Origin of the sequence: Gilliamella sp. Imp1-1 (assembly GCF_001690415.1) — a bacterium.
GTDB classification, from domain to species: domain Bacteria; phylum Pseudomonadota; class Gammaproteobacteria; order Enterobacterales; family Orbaceae; genus Gilliamella; species Gilliamella bombi.
Window position 1 is genome coordinate 1 of record NZ_LZHK01000005.1, and the last position, 17,349, is coordinate 17,349.

A 17,349-nucleotide genomic window follows, 5' to 3' on the forward strand; every position below is an offset into this window, starting at 1 on the left:
CAAATTAAACTGCCATTATCAAAATTGGATTTATTTCATTCAGACCGAGGCAAAGAGTTTGATAATCGGTTATTAGAGGCGTGTTTTAAGACATTTAATATCACGCATTCATTAAGCAAGAAAGGGGGTCCATATGACAATGCGGTAGCGGAAGCGACATTTAAAACAATTAAAACGGAATTTGTAAAAGGCCAACGTTTCAACTCAACGGCTGAATTACAACGCGCTTTTTCGGCTTATGCTTATTGGTATAATCATAAACGATTACATTCTTCGTTAGGCTACTTGCCTCCCGTTGAATTTAAAAAACACTTACCCCTTAATTTTTTTGTTTGAAAATGTGTTGCCATTCCACTAGATGGGCCAGCGAATTTAGGATTGTCGTTAGAATCGATACCAGTCGTACCACCATATAGCAAATTCGGCCTGACCGAACAAATAACTGGTTGTGGCGGCGGAGTGATATAATACACCGCAGTACCTTCACTGAAAGTACTACTTTTGGGCACGCCATACTGCGTTGCTAAACTACCTCCCGTACTACTTAATGTTATCTTATAAGGTGCCTTACAAATATCTAAAGCATCACGACGACTAACGGTATTACCATTTTTATCCATAAATGATACCGATATATTTCCCATTGCCGTTACCTGATTATCACCATCATCATAGCCCCATTTACCTTGTGTCACCAAATCATTTAAGCTCACTGAATCAGCTGGCTGGACTATCATATCGATATTAGCCAAAGTATCCCCTATGTTAGGTAACTCGATTGGAACTGTCGATGATGAAGGATTATTTTGCGGTGTGAATGTTCGTCCATTTGATAATTTAATAGTTAATAAGTCATCTGTTTTAGTCACTTTAGTAACACCGCCATCAAAAGTTAAATAAGGCGCAGTACCGTGAATGCGCTCAGAAGTCGTTGCCGACAAAGCCTGCGATTCTATGGAGTACGGCAATAACAACAATAGCGCTAATACCAATGGAACTTTTGAAAATAATTTTATGGATAATTTCGAAGATATAAATGAGTTTCGTGCAAAAACTCGTCGAATAGGGTTATTAGATAAATTTAAGACGTAGGTTAGCCAGTGCTTGTGCCAAAAATGATACTGCATTACGTTCCTCGTGTCAAATAATATTTTGTTTTATTTGAATTTTTGTAATTATTCTCTTATTTTCCTATAGCAATAAGAGTATAGCCGTTTAAAAAATAGTTGGCTAGTTTTTTGGCGGACTTTTTTGTAAAAAAATGTAAAGATGAAAACGATTGGCTTTAGAGATAAGTAAATTTTTTAATTAAAATAGAGTATTAGCTTTAGGACTTTTTGATTTTTGCGGAATAATTAATATTGCTGATAACATCTAAAACACAAACACGCCCAACAGCCCAGTTTGACGTGCTAGCTTTACTTTGTTATCGGTATATTTTGGCGCGCTGATAAGGCAGGCTTATTAACATTGAGGTGCCAAAAGCGTGTTTCTTACTCTAAAAATGTTCAGGTAGAGTATTGATTTTATTGAAGTTTTTTTATTTCGCTTTTTTAATTAAATCAGACAGTTATAGAGGACAGTGGTATTGTTTGAAGTAGTGGTTTTAAATATTTTTCCCTTTTGGGGAAATGAGTAGTATCGGTGGTAACATCCGATCCAAACATCCTTGTTTGGCGTACTACCTTACTCAGTTGCTGCGTATTCTAACGCCAAAATAAGGTAGATATAGGTATTTGGTTGTTATAGAAGCTGTTTTTTCCTTTGTTACTAGTACCAATAACTAAAAAAAACTCAAATAGGTATGTTTTCAAAGCTAGTATTTTATCTGAAACAGATAAAATACTATTTCCCTAAACGTTTATATAGCCTTTCTGGTCGTCCAATTTTTCCATGATTAAGTTCGACTGTTAATAATTTGATTTGTACACAATATTCTAAATATCGCCTAGCGGTCGTTTTGCTAATATTGGCTTTTTCGACTATTTCGTCAACAGTGAGTGCTTTATCGGTTTGCATAAATAAGTCTTTGACTTTTTGTAGCGTGATTTCTTCAATCCCTTTGGAGTGGCGGTTCATATCAACAAAATCTTTAGTTTGCAAATTGAAAAGTTCGTCTATTTTTCGTTGATTGACATGTTTTTGTAGGCTTTGTCGGTATAAAAATAGTTCAAAACGCTCAAGCGAGTGTTTTAGCCTTTGGTAAGATACGGGCTTTATTAAGTAGTCAAAAGCACCATAACGAATCGCTTTACTACAAGTATCCATATCACTTGCGGCTGTAATAAAAATAACATAGCAATCTAGATGATTGTTGATGATGTATTCAAATAATTCTATTCCTTTGCCGTCAGGTAAATAATTATCGAGTAATATTAAGGTTGGTTTTAGTTTTTCTACCATTATTTTAGCTTCTTCTAGTGTTGAAGCTATTCCAATTACTTTAACTTTTGTGTCTTTTTGAATAAACTCTGCATTTAGTTCTGCTAAAATTGGTTCATCTTCAACAATAAGCACTTTGATATTATCTTCTTGAAATTGATTCATATAATTGCCTTTTTATTATTTAGGTATAAATACAGAAAAAATTGTTCCATAAGGGGTATTATCTTCAAATGTAATATAACCATTGGCCTTTTTTATATAGGTCGAAACAAGGTGTAAACCAATACCGTGTTCTTTACCTTCTTGCGATGTGACGCCAGGTTCGAAAATTGAATCGCGAATATTTTCATCAATACCACAGCCTTGATCAGTTACCTCTAATACAACTTCATTTGTTGCGTCGCTAAGATAGAGATAAATGGTTTTATCACCACGATCATTTTTTAAGCTAGCATTAAAAGCATTATCAAGCAAATTTCCTAAAATTGACATAAATTCTATTTCGGTGATAAGTGAAGGTAATGCATTTAATTGGCATGCTGGATCAAATACTAGATTTAAGCCAATTTCGTGTGCTTTTGAATATTTGCCAATTAATAAACCACATATAGCCGGCACATTAAAATGTTTGGTGATAAAGTCTAAATTACTTTGGTTATCGGCAGAATGCAATGCAATAAATGATTGCGCTTCATCATACCGTTTCATATATATTAAACCTGATAGCGTTGCTAACCAGTTAAGATGTTCATGCCTTAATGCGCGTAAATTATCGACATATTGTGTTACTTGCGTTAATTGCATACTTAATACATTAATATCATCAAAATTGCGAAAAGTAATTACCCAGCCTTGAATTTTATCATCAATAACCACTCGAACTCGGCTGGCAATAACAATCATGTTATTGAAATAGCATATATGATCGTGTATGTCTTCAGTTTGATTTTCTTTTTTGTAGATAAAGTCACTTGAGGTGATAAATTCGCTTAAATCATGTTTATGTAACTCGTCATCATTTATCTTAATATCTAACATTGTGCGAGCAGATTGATTAATATTGATAATTTTATGATTAAGATCAATGGCGATAACACCTTCAAAAATCGATTCCATGATCGACTTTTGGCTTTTTACCAGTAGTGCGATTGCTTTAGGCTCTAAATTGAACATCTGTTTTTTAATTGCTTTTGAAAAACAGTATGAAAAGATAAATAATGCTAAGAATAACAAGGAACAAAAAATGATAAACGGTATAAACTGTTTTATATGCAATGCATAAATACCATCAATCATATAACCGACCGAGACTATACCAATAATCTTACCGTTTTCAATAATTGGAGCTTTCCCCCTTAATGCTAGACCAAGAGAACCCTCACTAATGGTGATACTACTATTACCGTTAAGAACCTCTTGATTATCCCCTCCTACCATCGGGGAATGTAAAGGGCTATTGGCTGTATGAAATAAGCGGTTAGCATTAGCATCACCAATAACAATATAGCTTGCATCACTTTGTTTAAATATATCTGTGATTAAATTAGCTATTTTATTTGTGTCTTTATCTTTGACATATTCAATTAAACTTGGTAAAACAGATAACTCTTTTGCTTGAATTTGCGCTTTTTCGCCCAAACTTCGATACAAATTTGTTTCAGTTGTGTTCCAAATATAACTTTGTAATAGCGCAAGAACAATCAACGAAAAGAGCAAAAGCGATAAAAAAAGTTTTGTGGTAAACGACAAGTGGATTTTCTTTCGCATTTTTGTATTTTCTTTTTAAATTAAGTTCAAATAAGTGTATCACAGCATAAAAAAAACATATATCCTTTAAAACCATAAAAACCACAGTTAATTTATGATTTATATCACAAAAATTTCATTAATTTTTTGTAAACATACCCGCCAATAATTTTGAATAAATCAACTTATTTTGGAGAAAAAAATTAATGGTGAATTTTAACTCATCTGAGAAAAACATTAATGGAAAAGAATCAACGGGTAAGACTGTTACAGAAAATCTAACAGGCTGGCCATACAATTGGTGGCGTCTGATGGATAACTACAAAATTGGTGTTATCCCACTTCCATTATTTATTATCGCAGGTATTCTTATTTTCGCTGAAGTTTTAGTAACAGGTAAATTACCTAGCGAAATCGTTGTAATGGTAGTTACTTGTGCTTTTTTCGGTTTTCTTTGTGGCGAAATTGGTAAGCGTTTACCGATCGTAGGAAAAATGGGAGCTGCCGCAATTTGTGCAACCTTTATTCCTTCTGCATTAGTTTATTATGGTATTCTTCCTGAACCAGTCGTTGTTGCAACAAAAAAATTCTATAAAGATACACATATTCTTTATTTATATATCTGTTGTATCATCGTGGGGAGTATTATGAATATGGATAAGAAAACACTTATCCAAGGATTCTTAAAAATCTTCGGCCCAATGGTATGTGGTGAAATCGTTGGTATGCTTGTTGGTGTCGGTGTTGGTTATTTACTTGGTTTAACACCATTTGAAACATTCTTCTTCTTAGTATTACCTATTATGGCTGGTGGTGTTGGTGAAGGTGCGATTCCACTTTCAATCGGGTACGCTTCAATCTTAGGTATGGAACAAGGTGATGCGCTTGGTCGTGTGTTACCAATCGTAATGTTAGGTGGTTTAACTGGTATTATTTGTGGTGGTATTTTAAATCGTATCGGTAAAGCTTATCCGCACTTAACTGGTAACGGTCGACTATTACCAGCAGATGATGAAGTTGCTGATAAAAAAGCAGCTAAAACTGAATCGATTATTGATGTAACTACATTCGCTTCAGGTGTATTATTAGCAGCTATTCTTTATATGGTTGGTATGATTGGTCACAAAGTGACTGGTATTCCAGCACCAGTAGGAATGCTATTTGCAGCAGTTTTTGTTAAATTAGTATCTGGTGTTTCACCTAAAGTATTAAGTGGGTCACAAGTTGTTTATAAATTTTTCCAAACGTCTGTTACTTACCCAATTTTATTTGCGGTGGGTGTTGCTATCACTCCTTGGGAAAGAATTGTAGATGCATTCACAATCACAAACCTAATTGTAATTGTTTGTACAGTTGTTAGTTTGGTTACTACTGGTTTCTTTGTTGCTAAAAAACTTGGTATGTATCCTGTTGATGCTGCTGTTATTTCTTGTTGTCAAAGTGGTCAAGGCGGAACTGGTGACGTGGCAATCTTAACTGCTGCAGAACGTATGGAACTTATGCCGTTTGCACAAATTGCAACTCGTATTGGTGGTGCAATCAATGTATCAGTATCATTACTTATTCTCGGCAATTTCTTAGTATAGATTTTACATATTAAATAACAACCTTGGTTTATACTAAGGTTGTTCATTTTTATTTAATATTTACAATTAACAAAATAGCTTTTAAGGAGTTTTCATGAAGCTTGTCAGTTATCTTGTCTCTGGTAGAGCAAGTTTTGGTCTTCTTACTAATAATGGTATTGTTGATTTAAAGCAAAAATTAGGTGATAAATATGCCGATTTAAAATCACTACTTGCCGATAAAGAAGGACTATCTATTGCCAAAACCTACCTTAATGCCCCAAGTGACATTGATGAACAAGACATTACTTATTTACCTGTTATTCCAAATCCAAATAAAATCTTGTGTGTTGGTATGAACTATGCCGAAAAACGAGCAGAATTTAATGAAACCAGTTCAGCACCAACACTTTTTGTTCGTTTCCCTGATTCTCAAACAGGTCATAAAACCAACATTATTAAACCAGCTATTACTAATGAGTTGGATTATGAAGGAGAATTAGCTATTATTATAGGTAAAGCTGGTTTTCGCATTAAGCAAGAAGATGCATTATCATATGTAGCTGGCTATAGCTGTTATATGGATGGTTCTATTCGCGACTGGCAATATACTTGGTTTACCGCAGGTAAAAACTGGCCTAGCACTGGTGCTTTCGGTCCATGTATTACAACAAGCGATGAAATTCCTGATCCAAAAGTATTATTTTTAACTACTTATTTAAATGGCGAGCAAATGCAACATGATTCAGTTAAAAATCTTGTGCATACTGTGCCTGAATTAATTTCTTATATTAGTACTTTTACACGTTTATCTCCAGGTGATGTTATTCTTACTGGATCACCAGGTGGAGTTGGGAAAAAACGTAATCCTCCAGTATTTATGAAAGATGGCGATACAATTGAAGTCGAAATTACAGGAATTGGTCGACTAACTAATTATGTAGTAGCTGAATAGAGGTAAATTTATGTACGATTTAGTTGATTATGCCGTTGTTGATATTTCTAAAGCAGAACAAGATTATAAAGAAGTTAAACAGTTGCTATCTCGCTCTGATCTTGATCTGGATTCACAAGTTACTGTTTTTATGGTAGCTAAAATCAATGAACAAATTATTGCTTGTGCAGGTATTGATCGCAATATTATTAAATGTGTTGCTATTGATCCTAATCATCGTGGCAATCAACTAAATCTAACCTTGATGGATCATGCAATAAAATATGCCAATGAAAATGGCTATTTCCATCTTTTTTTGTATACAAAACCTGAAAATATAGATTTTTTTAAAGGATGTGGGTTTTATCCTATTGTTGAAATAACAGATCTTGTTGTCCTAATGGAAAACAATCCAGTTGGAATAAGGCAATATTGTAAACAACTAAGCACGCAACAAAAAGAAGGGAGCAAAATTGGTAGCATTGTTATGAATGCTAACCCTTTCACTAAAGGCCATCAATATCTTATTCAATATGCTGCAAGTCAATGTGATTGGTTGCATGTTTTTGTCGTCAATGAAAATGCATCGCTATTTTCATTTGATACACGTTTGAAATTAGTTAAAGATGGTACTAAACAGATAAAAAATGTTACAGTACATGCAAGTTCTCCTTATATTATTTCAAGAGCAACATTTCCAACTTATTTTCTAAAAGATAAGACAAAAATCGATCAGGCCTATATGGGTATCGATCTGCTTATATTCCGAAATTATATTGCTCCAGCGCTTAATATTAACTATCGATTTGTTGGAACTGAACCCTATGACGAAGTAACTAAGGCTTATAATGAAGCAATGTCTTATTGGCTTGAAGATAAAGCAGTTAGTAACCACTCAGCAATTACTTTTGTTGAAGTTCAACGAATAACCGAAGGTGATACTATTGTATCAGCTTCATTAGTAAGAAAATTATTGGCATCAGGGCAATATGAAGAGGTAAAAAAACTAGTTCCATCTACTACATGGGATTACCTTTCAGCTAATTTGGATAAATTTAAAATTTAATACGTTTTAAAAGGTAAAAAAATGAAAATACAAAAAGAAGCCATGGCGGGGACTCTTGAATCTAGCGATTTGTTAGTCAAAGTCATGCCAAACACGGGAATTGAAATTGTTATTAATAGTGATGTTAATAAACAATTTGGCGATCAAATCCGTGCGGTTGTTGATCAAACTTTAAATGGGCTTAATGTAACCGACGGTTTAATCATTATTGATGATAAAGGTGCACTTGATTGCGCTATTAAAGCTAGAGTTCAATGTGCAGTTTTACGTGGCGCAGAAGAAGAAAACTTAGATTGGAGTAAATTACTATGAAAAAATTACGTCGAAGTATGCTATTTCTTCCAGGTGCAAACGCCGCTATGTTATCAACTTCGTTTGTTTATAAACCTGATTCAATCATGTTCGATCTTGAAGATGCTGTTTCAATTAAGGAAAAAGATTCAGCGCGTTTATTAGTCGCACAAACTTTACTTCTTCCTGTTTATAAAGAGCACGGAATTGAAACAGTAGTACGAATCAACGCGCTTGATACTCCATTTGGTCTAAAAGACCTTGAAGCAGTTGTAAGAGCTGGGGTTGATGTAGTACGTTTACCAATGACTAACTGTGCTGAAGATATTCATGAGTTAGAAGCTCATGTTGAAAGAATCGAAAAAGAGTGTGGGCGTGAAGTTGGTAGCACTAAATTAATGGCTGCAATCGAATCTGCTCAAGGTGTTGTTAATGCCGTTTCTATTGCTAAATCTTCTCCACGTTTAATCGGTATTGCGCTAGCTGCATTTGACTATCTTGTTGATATGCAAACTGAACGTGGCGATGGTACAGAATTATTCTATGCTCGCTGTGCAGTATTACATGCAGCACGTGTGGCTAAAATTGATGCTTTTGACGTTGTTTACTCTAATGTTAATGATGATGAAGGTTTCTTGAAAGAAGTCAGCTTAATCAAAAAATTAGGTTACAACGGTAAATCGCTCATTAATCCTAGACAAATCGATCTGCTCCACAATGCTTATGCTCCAACAGCAGCTGAAGTTGAACATGCCCAAAAAGTGGTTGAAGCAGCAGAAGAGGGAGAAAGAAAAGGCCTTGGCGTTATTTCTCTAAATGGCAAAATGATTGATGCACCGATTATTGCTCGAGCTAGAAAAGTTATCGAGTTGGCTAAGTATTCTGGTGTACGTAAAGAAATTTGATAGGATTGAAAAATGACTACTTCTATAAACAAAAAAATTGATGATTTGCTTAAACAGCATCCTGATCTCAAGAATATTAAGCCTTTTGTTAATGCTAACGCAACAACACCATATTTAAAAGATGAGTCTAAATATACGCGTAAATTGTGTGATTCTATTGAGCAAGCAATTAAAAAATGTGAATTGCGTGATGGTATGACTATCTCTTTTCACCATGCATTTCGTGAAGGCGATAAGGTTATCAACAAAGTTGTTGAGACTATCAGTAATTTAGGCATTAAAAATTTGACGCTAGCTTCAAGTTCTTTATTAAGCTGTAACTCAGCGTTAATTCCTCATATCGAATCTGGTGTAATTACTAAAATTTATACCTCTGGTTTACGTGGTAAATTAGCCGATGCGATTTCTCACGGTTTAATGGAAAACCCAGTCCATATCCATTCTCATGGTGGGCGTGTAAAACTGATCCAAAGTGGTGAAATTAACATTGATATCGCATTTTTAGCTGTATCAACCGCTGATGAACAAGGTAACGCTAATGGTGTATCTGGAAAATCACAATGTGGTGCTCTAGGTTATGCTATGGTTGATGCGCAATTTGCGAAAAAAGTTGTACTACTAACTGAGGATATTGTTGGATATCCTAACCATCCAGCAAGTATTCGCCAAGATCAAGTTGATTATATTGTTAAAGTTGATGAAGTGGGTGACCCAACTAAAATTAGTGTGGGTGCAGCGCGTATCACTAGCAATCCACGCGAGCTGATGATCGCTCGTTATGCAGCTGATGTTATTGAACACTCTGGTTATTTTAAAGATGGTTTTTCAATCCAAACTGGTTCTGGTGCATCGTCAACTGCAGCAACTCGTTTCCTTGAAAATCGCATGCGTGCGAAAAATATCACTGCATCATTTGCTTTAGGTGGTATTACAGCAAGTATTGTTGATCTTCACGAAAAAGGATTAGTTAAACGTTTATTAGATACTCAAAGTTTTGACGGCACTGCGGGACAATCTTTAGGTAAAAATAAAGATCATATCGAAGTTTCAACTAATGTTTATGCAAATCCTGCTTCAAAAGGTGCAAGTGTTGATGAGCTTGATATTGTTATTTTAAGTGCGTTAGAAATCGACCTTGATTACAATGTTAATGTATTAACTGGTTCTGACGGTGTAATGCGCGGAGCTTCTGGTGGTCACTGTGATACGGCTGCTGGTGCAAACTTAACAATTGTTGTTGCGCCACTCATTCGTAGCCGTATTCCAACAGTAATTAAAAAGGTAACAACATTAGTTACTCCTGGTGAGAGCGTTGATGTGCTAGTCACTGACCATGGTATTGCTGTTAACCCTAATCGTCCAGAAATTGCTGAACGTTTAAAAGCTGCTAATTTACCAATTATGAGCATTGAAGAGCTTTATCAACGTGCTGTGTCTTTAACTGGTGAACCAAAACCAATCGAATTTAATGATAAAATCGTTGGTATCGTACATTTCCGCGATGGTTCAGTTATTGATGTTGTGCGTCAAGTTAAAGATTAATTTTAATCTTTATTAATATAGTAATAGCTTGCCATGTAAAAGTGTCATGCTATTACTTTTTCTATCCGATGAAAAAAATGCAAATTAAATTTGATGATGGTACTCCTATTACCCTTGAGCAAATGCTACTAGCCAAGGAAAAGCGAGTTGAAAACCAAAAGCATGCAATGACATGCTATAAATATCCAATCATATCATTAAGCATAGTTATTCCTGGTCCTATAAAAAACAGTAGCGGAGCACGCTATCTTTTTGACGAAGCTATCAAAGCTTTACATTTCTGTTTTTTACAAAATGATATAACAATAATCAATGAAGATCATTTCCATTACATTACTGGTTCAGAAGCAATCATAGCAATTAAATGTTCAGCTAAAACTCTTAAAAAATATTGTATTGAAGTCGAAAATAATCATCCCTTAGGGCGTTTGTGGGATATTGATGTTATTGACATTGTTACACAAAATAGCCTTTCACGTTCTCAATTCGAAAATCAACCAAGACAATGTTTGGTCTGCAATGAAGAGGCAAAAATTTGTGGTAGAGCTAAACGGCATTCAATCGATGAAATTTTTACCGAGATAAAAAAGAAGATAGAAAATTTCAGGAAAAATAAAACATTACTTTAATAAAATTGCAAATAATGGATTGATGAAATAACATTATAGCATTATATCATCAACCTTCTTTCAATCTAAAAATTCAATTAAATCGTTTCAAGTGCTTGCTGTAAATCAGCTAGTAAATCAGTAATATCTTCTAAACCAACTGAAATACGTAATAGCTGATCTGAAATACCCGCTGTTTTTCGTGCTTCAGCACTAATACCTGAATGTGTCATTGTTGCTGGGTGGCAGACAAGACTTTCAACACCACCAAGTGATTGAGCTAAGGTAATAATTTTAAGCGTTTTTAAAAACTTCGGCATTACATCGGCATTTCCAACCAGTTCAAAACTTAGTAACGAACCAAACCCCTTTTGTTGTTCTTTAGCAATATCATGCCCAAGATTAGATGGTAAAGAGGGATGAAATACTTTTGCTATTTTTGGGTGATTAATAAGAAACTCAACAACTTTTTGAGCATTTTCTTGTTGTAAATTAACACGTGCAGCAAGAGTTCGTAACCCACGCAATAAAAGATAACTATCAAATGATGAAGTAAGCGTACCAATATTATTGGCCCACCATAAAACATCTGTAGCAAGCTGTTGGTCTTTGAAGACTAAAATTCCGGCTAATAAATCCGAATGCCCATTTAAAAATTTGGTACAAGAATGGCTGACTATATCAGCACCAAGCTCCAACGGTTTTTGTAAAATCGGCGTCATAAATGTATTATCGACTAAAACCAAAGCTCCAACATCATGTGCTTGTTGGGCTATTTTCTTGATATCAACAACACGAAGTAATGGGTTACTTGGTGTTTCAATCAATACTAATTTAGGATGTAAATTAAGTGCTTCTTGTAAAGCCATCGCATCAGACTGATCAACAAATTTCACTTTAAAATAGCCTTTTTGGCTTAGACTATTAAAAAGTCGATAGCTACCGCCATAACAATCATGAGGAGCAACAACTAAGTCATTTGGCGCTAATAAAGCAACACTAATAAGGTGAATTGCTGACATGCCACAGTTTGTTAAAATAGCATCTGCACCACCTTCTAATTTTGCAACGGTTTCTTCTACTAATCGCCGACTAGGGTTTGCTTTTCGTGCATAATCAAACTTTCTTGGTTTTGCAAATTCTTCATAACGATAACAAGTAGATGGTGTAATAACAGGTACGACACTTCCATATTGTTCATCAGTATTAATCCCACCACGAACAGCTATTGTTCCTTGGTTTAAATTGTTGGTTTGACTAACCATAATAACATTCCTCTAAATAATACTTAGCTTACTTCAATAACAGATTGTATAAGAATAACACATTCAATAAGGACGTCAACATGTCTAGACGTCTAACTATCTTGGTGTGTAGATTGCAGAAAAATAAAAAAAACGTTAGAATTGCCCACATTATTTGTGATGTAATTTGGTGACAAGATGATGGAATGGAATGGCGAATATATAAGTCCTTATGCTGAACATGGTAAAAAAAGCGAGCAAGTAAAAAAAATTACAGTATCAATTCCGTTGAAAGTTTTAAAAATATTGACTGATGAACGCACTCGCCGACAAGTCAATAATTTACGTCATGCAACAAATAGTGAATTATTGTGTGAAGCCTTTCTTCATGCTTATACCGGTCAACCTTTACCTTGTGACGATGATTTACAAAAAGATCGTGAAGACGGTATTCCTAAGCAAGCTAAAAAGATGATGCAAGATTTAGGTATTAATCCTGATTTTGATTGATTATTAACTAAAAAAACTAATTTTGAAAAACAAAAGGCGCTTATGCGCCTTTTCAATTATTATTAATTTTGGAACATGGTTTTCCGAAAAATTATTTTTTACCGCCAACCATAGCAAAACGTTGTTTGAACTTATCTACACGCCCACCAGTTGCAACATCACGTTGTTTACCTGTATAGAATGGGTGACATTCACCACATACGTCAAGATGAATATCATGACCAACAGTAGAATGAGTTTTAATAACGTTACCACAAGAACAAGTTGCTGTAATTGCAGTATATTCTGGATGAATACCTTCTTTCATAATAAGCCTCTTAAGTTTTTCGTATCGCTATATAAATGGCCATAAAAGCAGAATCTATACACCATACGAGTGTTAAAAAAACATGATAAGACCGCAGATTATACGGCCAATAGTCGAGTTAATCAAGAAATAAAAGAACAACTAAACAGGTAATTGACCTATTGTTATTTGCAGTTCAATCTTTTCCCCATTTCGCTGAACTATAATGGGGATAATTGTACCAGGTTTCAACTCGGCTATTTGATCCATTGTTTCAACAATGGATTTAACTGGTTTATTATCTACCATAATCAGAATATCATTAGCTTGTATTCCTGCTTGTAATGAAGGGCCTTCCGCTCTGGTGACTAAAATACCTAACACCACTGGCATATCACTTGGGTTTTGAGTTGGTGCAAATTCTAATCCATCAATACCTATATATCCTCTAATAACTTTTCCATCGCGAATTAATTTATTCATGATTTTAACTGCTAATGCAGTTGGGATAGCAAATCCGATTCCTTCAGGAATGTCATTTCCTAGATTTTTTGCAAAGGTAAGAGTATTAATTCCCATTAATTCACCTTTGCTATTTACTAGCGCTCCGCCTGAATTGCCATGATTTATTGGTGCATCAGTTTGAATAAAATTTTGCCTTCTGTATGGGCTCAATCCATCACGACCTGTAGCACTGATAATACCTTGTGTAATAGTTTGCCCTATATTGTAAGGGTTTCCTATGGCTAATACGACATCACCAATTTTAGGTTCGCGTTGAGGATTTATCAATATAGTGGGGATATTTGAAGCCTCTATTTTTAATACCGCTAGATCAACAAGTTTATCTGAGCCTACAGATAAAGCTTCAAATATTCGTCCATCTTGCAATGCGACGATAATTTGTTCTGCATCTTCAACTACATGATAATTAGTAACAATATACCCATTCCCATTCATAATTACTCCAGAACCGAGCGGAGTTATTGGACTATCTTGTGATTCCTGAGAAAAAGAATTAATTGAGCGACTATAAATATTAACTACTGCAGGAGCCGCAGTTTTAACGGCACTAGAAAAACTTAATGGATCATCATGAAAAATTGAGGTTGGAAAATTTGATTGGTTTCCTTTTTGTAAAGAAGGAAAAATAATCAATAACACAATAGCTAAAACCGTTCCAATTAATATTGGACATAAAATTTTTTTGAGCATTAGTTTCAGGATTGTAATGGGAAGAATAATGAAGATTTTAACACATCTATATAAAGGTTAAAATTAAAGTTTTCGTCGATGCTAAAGCATCGACGATATAAAAAGTGACTGATTATCGTAAAATTAAATATAAACGACTATCACCACGAATAATATTTAACGCAATTACTGATGGATGACTATCAATAATTTTTCGAAGATCTGCAATATTAGTTACTCGTTCTTTATTAACTCCAGTAATAAGATCTCCCTCTTGCAAACTAAGTCGAGACGCAGGCGAATTTTTAGCAATACTTCCTATTAAAACACCTTTTTGACCTTTAATTTCGCCATTGCTAAGCGTTGCTCCATCGAGAGCAGAATGTAGTGATTTTGCATCAGTTGTTGTCTCGTCGCTATTTTTTAGTTTTACATCAACAGATATTGTTTTACCATCTCGAATTAAACCTAGCTTAACAGTTCGCCCTGCCCCAGTTGTCGCAATTTTTGCACGTAGTTCAGCAAAACTATCGACTGGTTTACCATCCATCGAAACAATAATATCGCCAGATTTAATTCCTGCTGCTTGTGCGGCTGAATTCTCAATAACTTCACTAACAAAAGCACCTTTTTGAACATCAACATCAAACGCTTTTGCTATATCCGATGTCAATTCATTACCTTTGATACCAAGCACACCACGTTTTACTTCACCAAATTCTATAAGCTGAGAAGTTAAACTTTTTACCATGTTACTAGGAATTGCAAATCCTATCCCTACATTACCACCACTTGGAGCAATAATTGCGGTATTTATACCAACAAGCTCACCATTTAAATTCACAAGTGCTCCACCAGAGTTACCTTGGTTAATTGAAGCATCTGTTTGAATAAAGTTTTCAAAACCATTCATATTAAGTCCACTACGAGCTAAAGCTGAAATAATCCCTGAAGTAACAGTTTGACCAATGCCGAATGGATTACCAATAGCAACAGCGTAATCACCAACACGTAAATTATCAGAATCTGCTAATTTAATAGCTGTTAATTTTTTGGCATCATCGATTTTAAGTAATGCTATATCACTTTGTGGATCCTTACCGATTAGTTTTGCTTTAAATTCATGCCCATCGTTTAGAGCAACCGTAATTTTATCAGCACCATCAATAACATGATTATTCGTAACAACATAGCCTTTTTCTGAATCAATAATCACACCAGAACCTAAACCTGTAAACGCCCTTGATTGGCTATCTGGATAACCAAAAAAACGTCTAAATTCTTCTGGCATATTATTTTGCATTTGAGCTGTTCCTTCAACTTTAATACTAACAACTGATGGTAATACAGTTTCAAGCATAGGCGCCAAACTTGGCAGTTGCGTATTATTATCGGTTGAGGCAGGAGGAAAAGCTGCATAAGTATTCGGAAGTACAGATAAACTTATTCCTAAACTTAAAGCTAAAATACTTAATAATTTTTTTTGTTGTTTTAATGAATTAATCATCTTAGAACTCTCGCTTTTACAAAAATTTACACTCTATAAAATTGCTTGAATATTAAGTAACGGAAAATAAAATCATAGATTAAGATTTATTTTCATCCGTTTTAAATAAACCTGAAGAATCATCAGAATAATCTCTAGGCTGCTTATCAAGCGTAATTTCTTTTGTTTCGTTAGAATCTGTATTTGAATCAAAATCTAAAGATTGAATATTACCACTATCCATAAATTGACTGGAGTTTTCAGCCATATGTTGATAAAGAAGACGAAAATCTTTAGCCATATTATCCAATATTTCTGCACTATGTGAAAAATGTTTAGCAATCATTTGTTTTTGCGCTATTAATTCATCTTTTGTTTGATCTAACTCTTGTTTAACTTTGGCATATTTACGTGCCTTAGGACTAATAACACTAATAAAAATGAAACAAATAATAAAACCAATCACGAATCCAATTATAAGATAAGTAAGCATGCCTTTATCCATTATTCACTCCTTATATCTTTAAGATATATAATTTTATAAAATTGAAGACTAATTATCAGCGCTTATTTTGCATGGTTAGCAAGTTTTATCAATTGTTTTTTTAACTTGTCTGGTGCATTTTCTGCTAATGCAGATAGAAACATTGCGCTTTTTTGTGTCATCACGCTTGAAGCTAAAGATGACTTATCACTTTGATAATTGCTCTGTGACCACCTCACTGAAATATCTGGATTAATCTGATATTGAATAGAAGATAAGGATGGTAAAATAATTTTTCGTATTTCAGAAATTAAATTGCTTTGTTCATATTTCAATCTAGTTAACCAACAAGCTGAGCTAACCTCTAAAATCAACACACCTTGGCGATAGTTAGCAACTCGGCATTGTTGATTTAATGGTGAAGGCAATAAATCATAAACAACTTTAGCTAAAGAGCATAATGCATTAGTTCTATCTTGAATCTTAGACAGAGAAGAGGCTTGTGTCAAAATTGACGTCAACATTTGTGGTTCGTTATAACGCATAATTATGCCTTTTATTAAAAAATAGTAATAACTAAAATGCAAAAATATTTTCCACCAATGTTTAAGTAATTTATCTTATTTGAATGAAAAAGTCCCTTAAAAAAAGAATATTTTCACTTAATTAACACTTTATAAAAAGTTCACAAATAACTCAAAATTAGAAGAACAAAATAAAAAACTGGCAAATACTATTAATATAATATCTGCCAGTTTTATAAAAATAAAATCTAATTATAAAGGTTAGCTTTGATTATTCCACTTATTTTCTCTAATAAAAAGTGGATCGGCTACACTAAATCATACAACTTTTTTAAGGGGTAAGGTAAACTTATCACAACTAAAAAAGGAACAAATATGAATAAGATTAAACGCAAAAGACGAACATTCACAGATGATTTTAAACACCAAATGGTCAGTCTTTATCAACATGGTAAATCACGTAGTGAAATCGTTGCCGAATATGATTTGACACCATCAGCTTTGGACCGTTGGATAACGCAAGCAAGCCAAAGCGGCTCATTTAAAACAAAAGATAATCGCAGTCCACAAGAACAAGAG

Annotated in this window: 18 protein-coding genes and 1 pseudogene; 10 read left to right on the forward strand and 9 right to left on the reverse strand. The window is 34.2% G+C overall.

From position 1 onward, the window contains the following. A partial coding sequence (locus A9G38_RS00680; protein ID WP_141671665.1) for an integrase core domain-containing protein occupies positions 1 to 336 on the forward strand: 336 nt, incomplete at its 5' end. Here the strand turns inward: A9G38_RS00680 and A9G38_RS00685 are convergent. The 3 genes from A9G38_RS00685 to A9G38_RS00695 all read right to left on the reverse strand — a co-directional run bounded on the left by A9G38_RS00685 (position 282) and on the right by A9G38_RS00695 (position 4,152). Next, positions 282 to 1,127: a hypothetical protein gene (locus A9G38_RS00685; protein ID WP_034914426.1), complete on the reverse strand. Its 846-nt coding sequence runs from the start codon at positions 1,125 to 1,127 to the stop codon at positions 282 to 284. The two genes, A9G38_RS00680 and A9G38_RS00685, sit on opposite strands and share 55 nt — an antisense overlap. A gap of 718 nt (positions 1,128 to 1,845) precedes the next feature. Further along, positions 1,846 to 2,547 carry a response regulator gene (locus tag A9G38_RS00690; RefSeq protein WP_034914423.1) on the reverse strand — a complete coding sequence of 234 codons (702 nt, stop codon included), beginning with the start codon at positions 2,545 to 2,547 and terminating at the stop codon, positions 1,846 to 1,848. Positions 2,548 to 2,562: 15 nt separating this feature from the next. Further along, a complete protein-coding gene (locus A9G38_RS00695; protein ID WP_034914420.1) occupies positions 2,563 to 4,152 on the reverse strand; it encodes an ATP-binding protein in 1,590 nt (529 codons plus the stop codon). A gap of 278 nt (positions 4,153 to 4,430) precedes the next feature. Here A9G38_RS00695 and A9G38_RS00700 point away from each other — a divergent pair. The 7 genes and pseudogenes from A9G38_RS00700 to citX form a co-directional block, all read left to right on the forward strand. Further along, positions 4,431 to 5,717, forward strand: a pseudogene (locus A9G38_RS00700) (2-hydroxycarboxylate transporter family protein); the annotation flags it as partial. Between the two features lie 94 nt (positions 5,718 to 5,811). Further along, the gene (locus tag A9G38_RS00705; RefSeq protein ID WP_034914417.1) at positions 5,812 to 6,651 is read left to right on the forward strand and encodes a fumarylacetoacetate hydrolase family protein; all 840 of its coding nucleotides are present in this window, start codon (positions 5,812 to 5,814) and stop codon (positions 6,649 to 6,651) included. A 10-nt stretch (positions 6,652 to 6,661) separates the two neighbouring features. Further along, positions 6,662 to 7,696, forward strand: coding sequence for a [citrate (pro-3S)-lyase] ligase (gene citC / locus A9G38_RS00710; protein ID WP_034914416.1), 1,035 nt, complete (start codon positions 6,662 to 6,664; stop codon positions 7,694 to 7,696). 21 nt (positions 7,697 to 7,717) lie between these two features. Continuing rightward, positions 7,718 to 8,008 (forward strand): citrate lyase acyl carrier protein, encoded by a 291-nt coding sequence (citD, locus tag A9G38_RS00715; RefSeq protein WP_034914413.1) that lies wholly within the window; start codon positions 7,718 to 7,720, stop codon positions 8,006 to 8,008. Next, positions 8,005 to 8,892, forward strand: coding sequence for a citrate (pro-3S)-lyase subunit beta (citE, locus tag A9G38_RS00720; RefSeq protein ID WP_034914409.1), 888 nt, complete (start codon positions 8,005 to 8,007; stop codon positions 8,890 to 8,892). Before citD ends, citE begins: the two co-directional genes overlap by 4 nt. A gap of 12 nt (positions 8,893 to 8,904) precedes the next feature. Beyond that, a complete protein-coding gene (gene citF, locus A9G38_RS00725; protein ID WP_051634295.1) occupies positions 8,905 to 10,434 on the forward strand; it encodes a citrate lyase subunit alpha in 1,530 nt (509 codons plus the stop codon). 77 nt (positions 10,435 to 10,511) lie between these two features. Then, entirely contained in the window at positions 10,512 to 11,063 is a 552-nt protein-coding gene (citX, locus tag A9G38_RS00730; protein ID WP_034914406.1) for a citrate lyase holo-[acyl-carrier protein] synthase, read from the forward strand. Between the two features lie 77 nt (positions 11,064 to 11,140). On the opposite strand, the gene metB is transcribed toward citX, so the two are convergent. Then, entirely contained in the window at positions 11,141 to 12,307 is a 1,167-nt protein-coding gene (metB, locus tag A9G38_RS00735) for a cystathionine gamma-synthase (RefSeq protein ID WP_034914403.1), read from the reverse strand. A 177-nt stretch (positions 12,308 to 12,484) separates the two neighbouring features. On the opposite strand from metB, the gene metJ reads away from it, so the two are divergent. Next, positions 12,485 to 12,796, forward strand: coding sequence for a met regulon transcriptional regulator MetJ (gene metJ / locus A9G38_RS00740; protein ID WP_034914400.1), 312 nt, complete (start codon positions 12,485 to 12,487; stop codon positions 12,794 to 12,796). A 91-nt stretch (positions 12,797 to 12,887) separates the two neighbouring features. On the opposite strand, the gene rpmE is transcribed toward metJ, so the two are convergent. The 5 genes from rpmE to A9G38_RS00765 form a co-directional block, all read right to left on the reverse strand. After that, positions 12,888 to 13,103 (reverse strand): 50S ribosomal protein L31, encoded by a 216-nt coding sequence (rpmE, locus tag A9G38_RS00745; RefSeq protein WP_034914396.1) that lies wholly within the window; start codon positions 13,101 to 13,103, stop codon positions 12,888 to 12,890. A gap of 141 nt (positions 13,104 to 13,244) precedes the next feature. After that, a complete protein-coding gene (gene degS / locus A9G38_RS00750) occupies positions 13,245 to 14,297 on the reverse strand; it encodes an outer membrane-stress sensor serine endopeptidase DegS (RefSeq protein WP_034914387.1) in 1,053 nt (350 codons plus the stop codon). A 112-nt stretch (positions 14,298 to 14,409) separates the two neighbouring features. Next, positions 14,410 to 15,783 (reverse strand): Do family serine endopeptidase, encoded by a 1,374-nt coding sequence (locus A9G38_RS00755; RefSeq protein WP_034914383.1) that lies wholly within the window; start codon positions 15,781 to 15,783, stop codon positions 14,410 to 14,412. Between the two features lie 79 nt (positions 15,784 to 15,862). Next, positions 15,863 to 16,267: a YhcB family protein gene (locus A9G38_RS00760; protein WP_034914379.1), complete on the reverse strand. Its 405-nt coding sequence runs from the start codon at positions 16,265 to 16,267 to the stop codon at positions 15,863 to 15,865. Between the two features lie 62 nt (positions 16,268 to 16,329). Continuing rightward, the gene (locus A9G38_RS00765) at positions 16,330 to 16,791 is read right to left on the reverse strand and encodes a DUF721 domain-containing protein (RefSeq protein ID WP_034914376.1); all 462 of its coding nucleotides are present in this window, start codon (positions 16,789 to 16,791) and stop codon (positions 16,330 to 16,332) included. A 354-nt stretch (positions 16,792 to 17,145) separates the two neighbouring features. Here A9G38_RS00765 and A9G38_RS00770 point away from each other — a divergent pair. Next, a partial coding sequence (locus A9G38_RS00770; protein WP_065623104.1) for a transposase occupies positions 17,146 to 17,349 on the forward strand: 204 nt, incomplete at its 3' end.

What these genes read in the sequence shown, in the direction of transcription:
- citF (WP_051634295.1), top strand. Translation starts at nt 8,905, where the DNA reads ATGACTACTTCTATAAACAAAAAAATTGATGATTTGCTTAAACAGCAT.
- rpmE (WP_034914396.1), bottom strand. Translation starts at nt 13,103, where the DNA reads ATGAAAGAAGGTATTCATCCAGAATATACTGCAATTACAGCAACTTGT.
- metJ (WP_034914400.1), top strand. Translation starts at nt 12,485, where the DNA reads ATGATGGAATGGAATGGCGAATATATAAGTCCTTATGCTGAACATGGT.
- A9G38_RS00705 (WP_034914417.1), top strand. Translation starts at nt 5,812, where the DNA reads ATGAAGCTTGTCAGTTATCTTGTCTCTGGTAGAGCAAGTTTTGGTCTT.
- A9G38_RS00765 (WP_034914376.1), bottom strand. Translation starts at nt 16,791, where the DNA reads ATGCGTTATAACGAACCACAAATGTTGACGTCAATTTTGACACAAGCC.
- citX (WP_034914406.1), top strand. Translation starts at nt 10,512, where the DNA reads ATGCAAATTAAATTTGATGATGGTACTCCTATTACCCTTGAGCAAATG.
- citD (WP_034914413.1), top strand. Translation starts at nt 7,718, where the DNA reads ATGAAAATACAAAAAGAAGCCATGGCGGGGACTCTTGAATCTAGCGAT.
- A9G38_RS00690 (WP_034914423.1), bottom strand. Translation starts at nt 2,547, where the DNA reads ATGAATCAATTTCAAGAAGATAATATCAAAGTGCTTATTGTTGAAGAT.
- A9G38_RS00695 (WP_034914420.1), bottom strand. Translation starts at nt 4,152, where the DNA reads ATGCGAAAGAAAATCCACTTGTCGTTTACCACAAAACTTTTTTTATCG.
- A9G38_RS00685 (WP_034914426.1), bottom strand. Translation starts at nt 1,127, where the DNA reads ATGCAGTATCATTTTTGGCACAAGCACTGGCTAACCTACGTCTTAAAT.
- metB (WP_034914403.1), bottom strand. Translation starts at nt 12,307, where the DNA reads ATGGTTAGTCAAACCAACAATTTAAACCAAGGAACAATAGCTGTTCGT.
- citE (WP_034914409.1), top strand. Translation starts at nt 8,005, where the DNA reads ATGAAAAAATTACGTCGAAGTATGCTATTTCTTCCAGGTGCAAACGCC.
- degS (WP_034914387.1), bottom strand. Translation starts at nt 14,297, where the DNA reads ATGCTCAAAAAAATTTTATGTCCAATATTAATTGGAACGGTTTTAGCT.
- A9G38_RS00755 (WP_034914383.1), bottom strand. Translation starts at nt 15,783, where the DNA reads ATGATTAATTCATTAAAACAACAAAAAAAATTATTAAGTATTTTAGCT.
- A9G38_RS00760 (WP_034914379.1), bottom strand. Translation starts at nt 16,267, where the DNA reads ATGGATAAAGGCATGCTTACTTATCTTATAATTGGATTCGTGATTGGT.
- citC (WP_034914416.1), top strand. Translation starts at nt 6,662, where the DNA reads ATGTACGATTTAGTTGATTATGCCGTTGTTGATATTTCTAAAGCAGAA.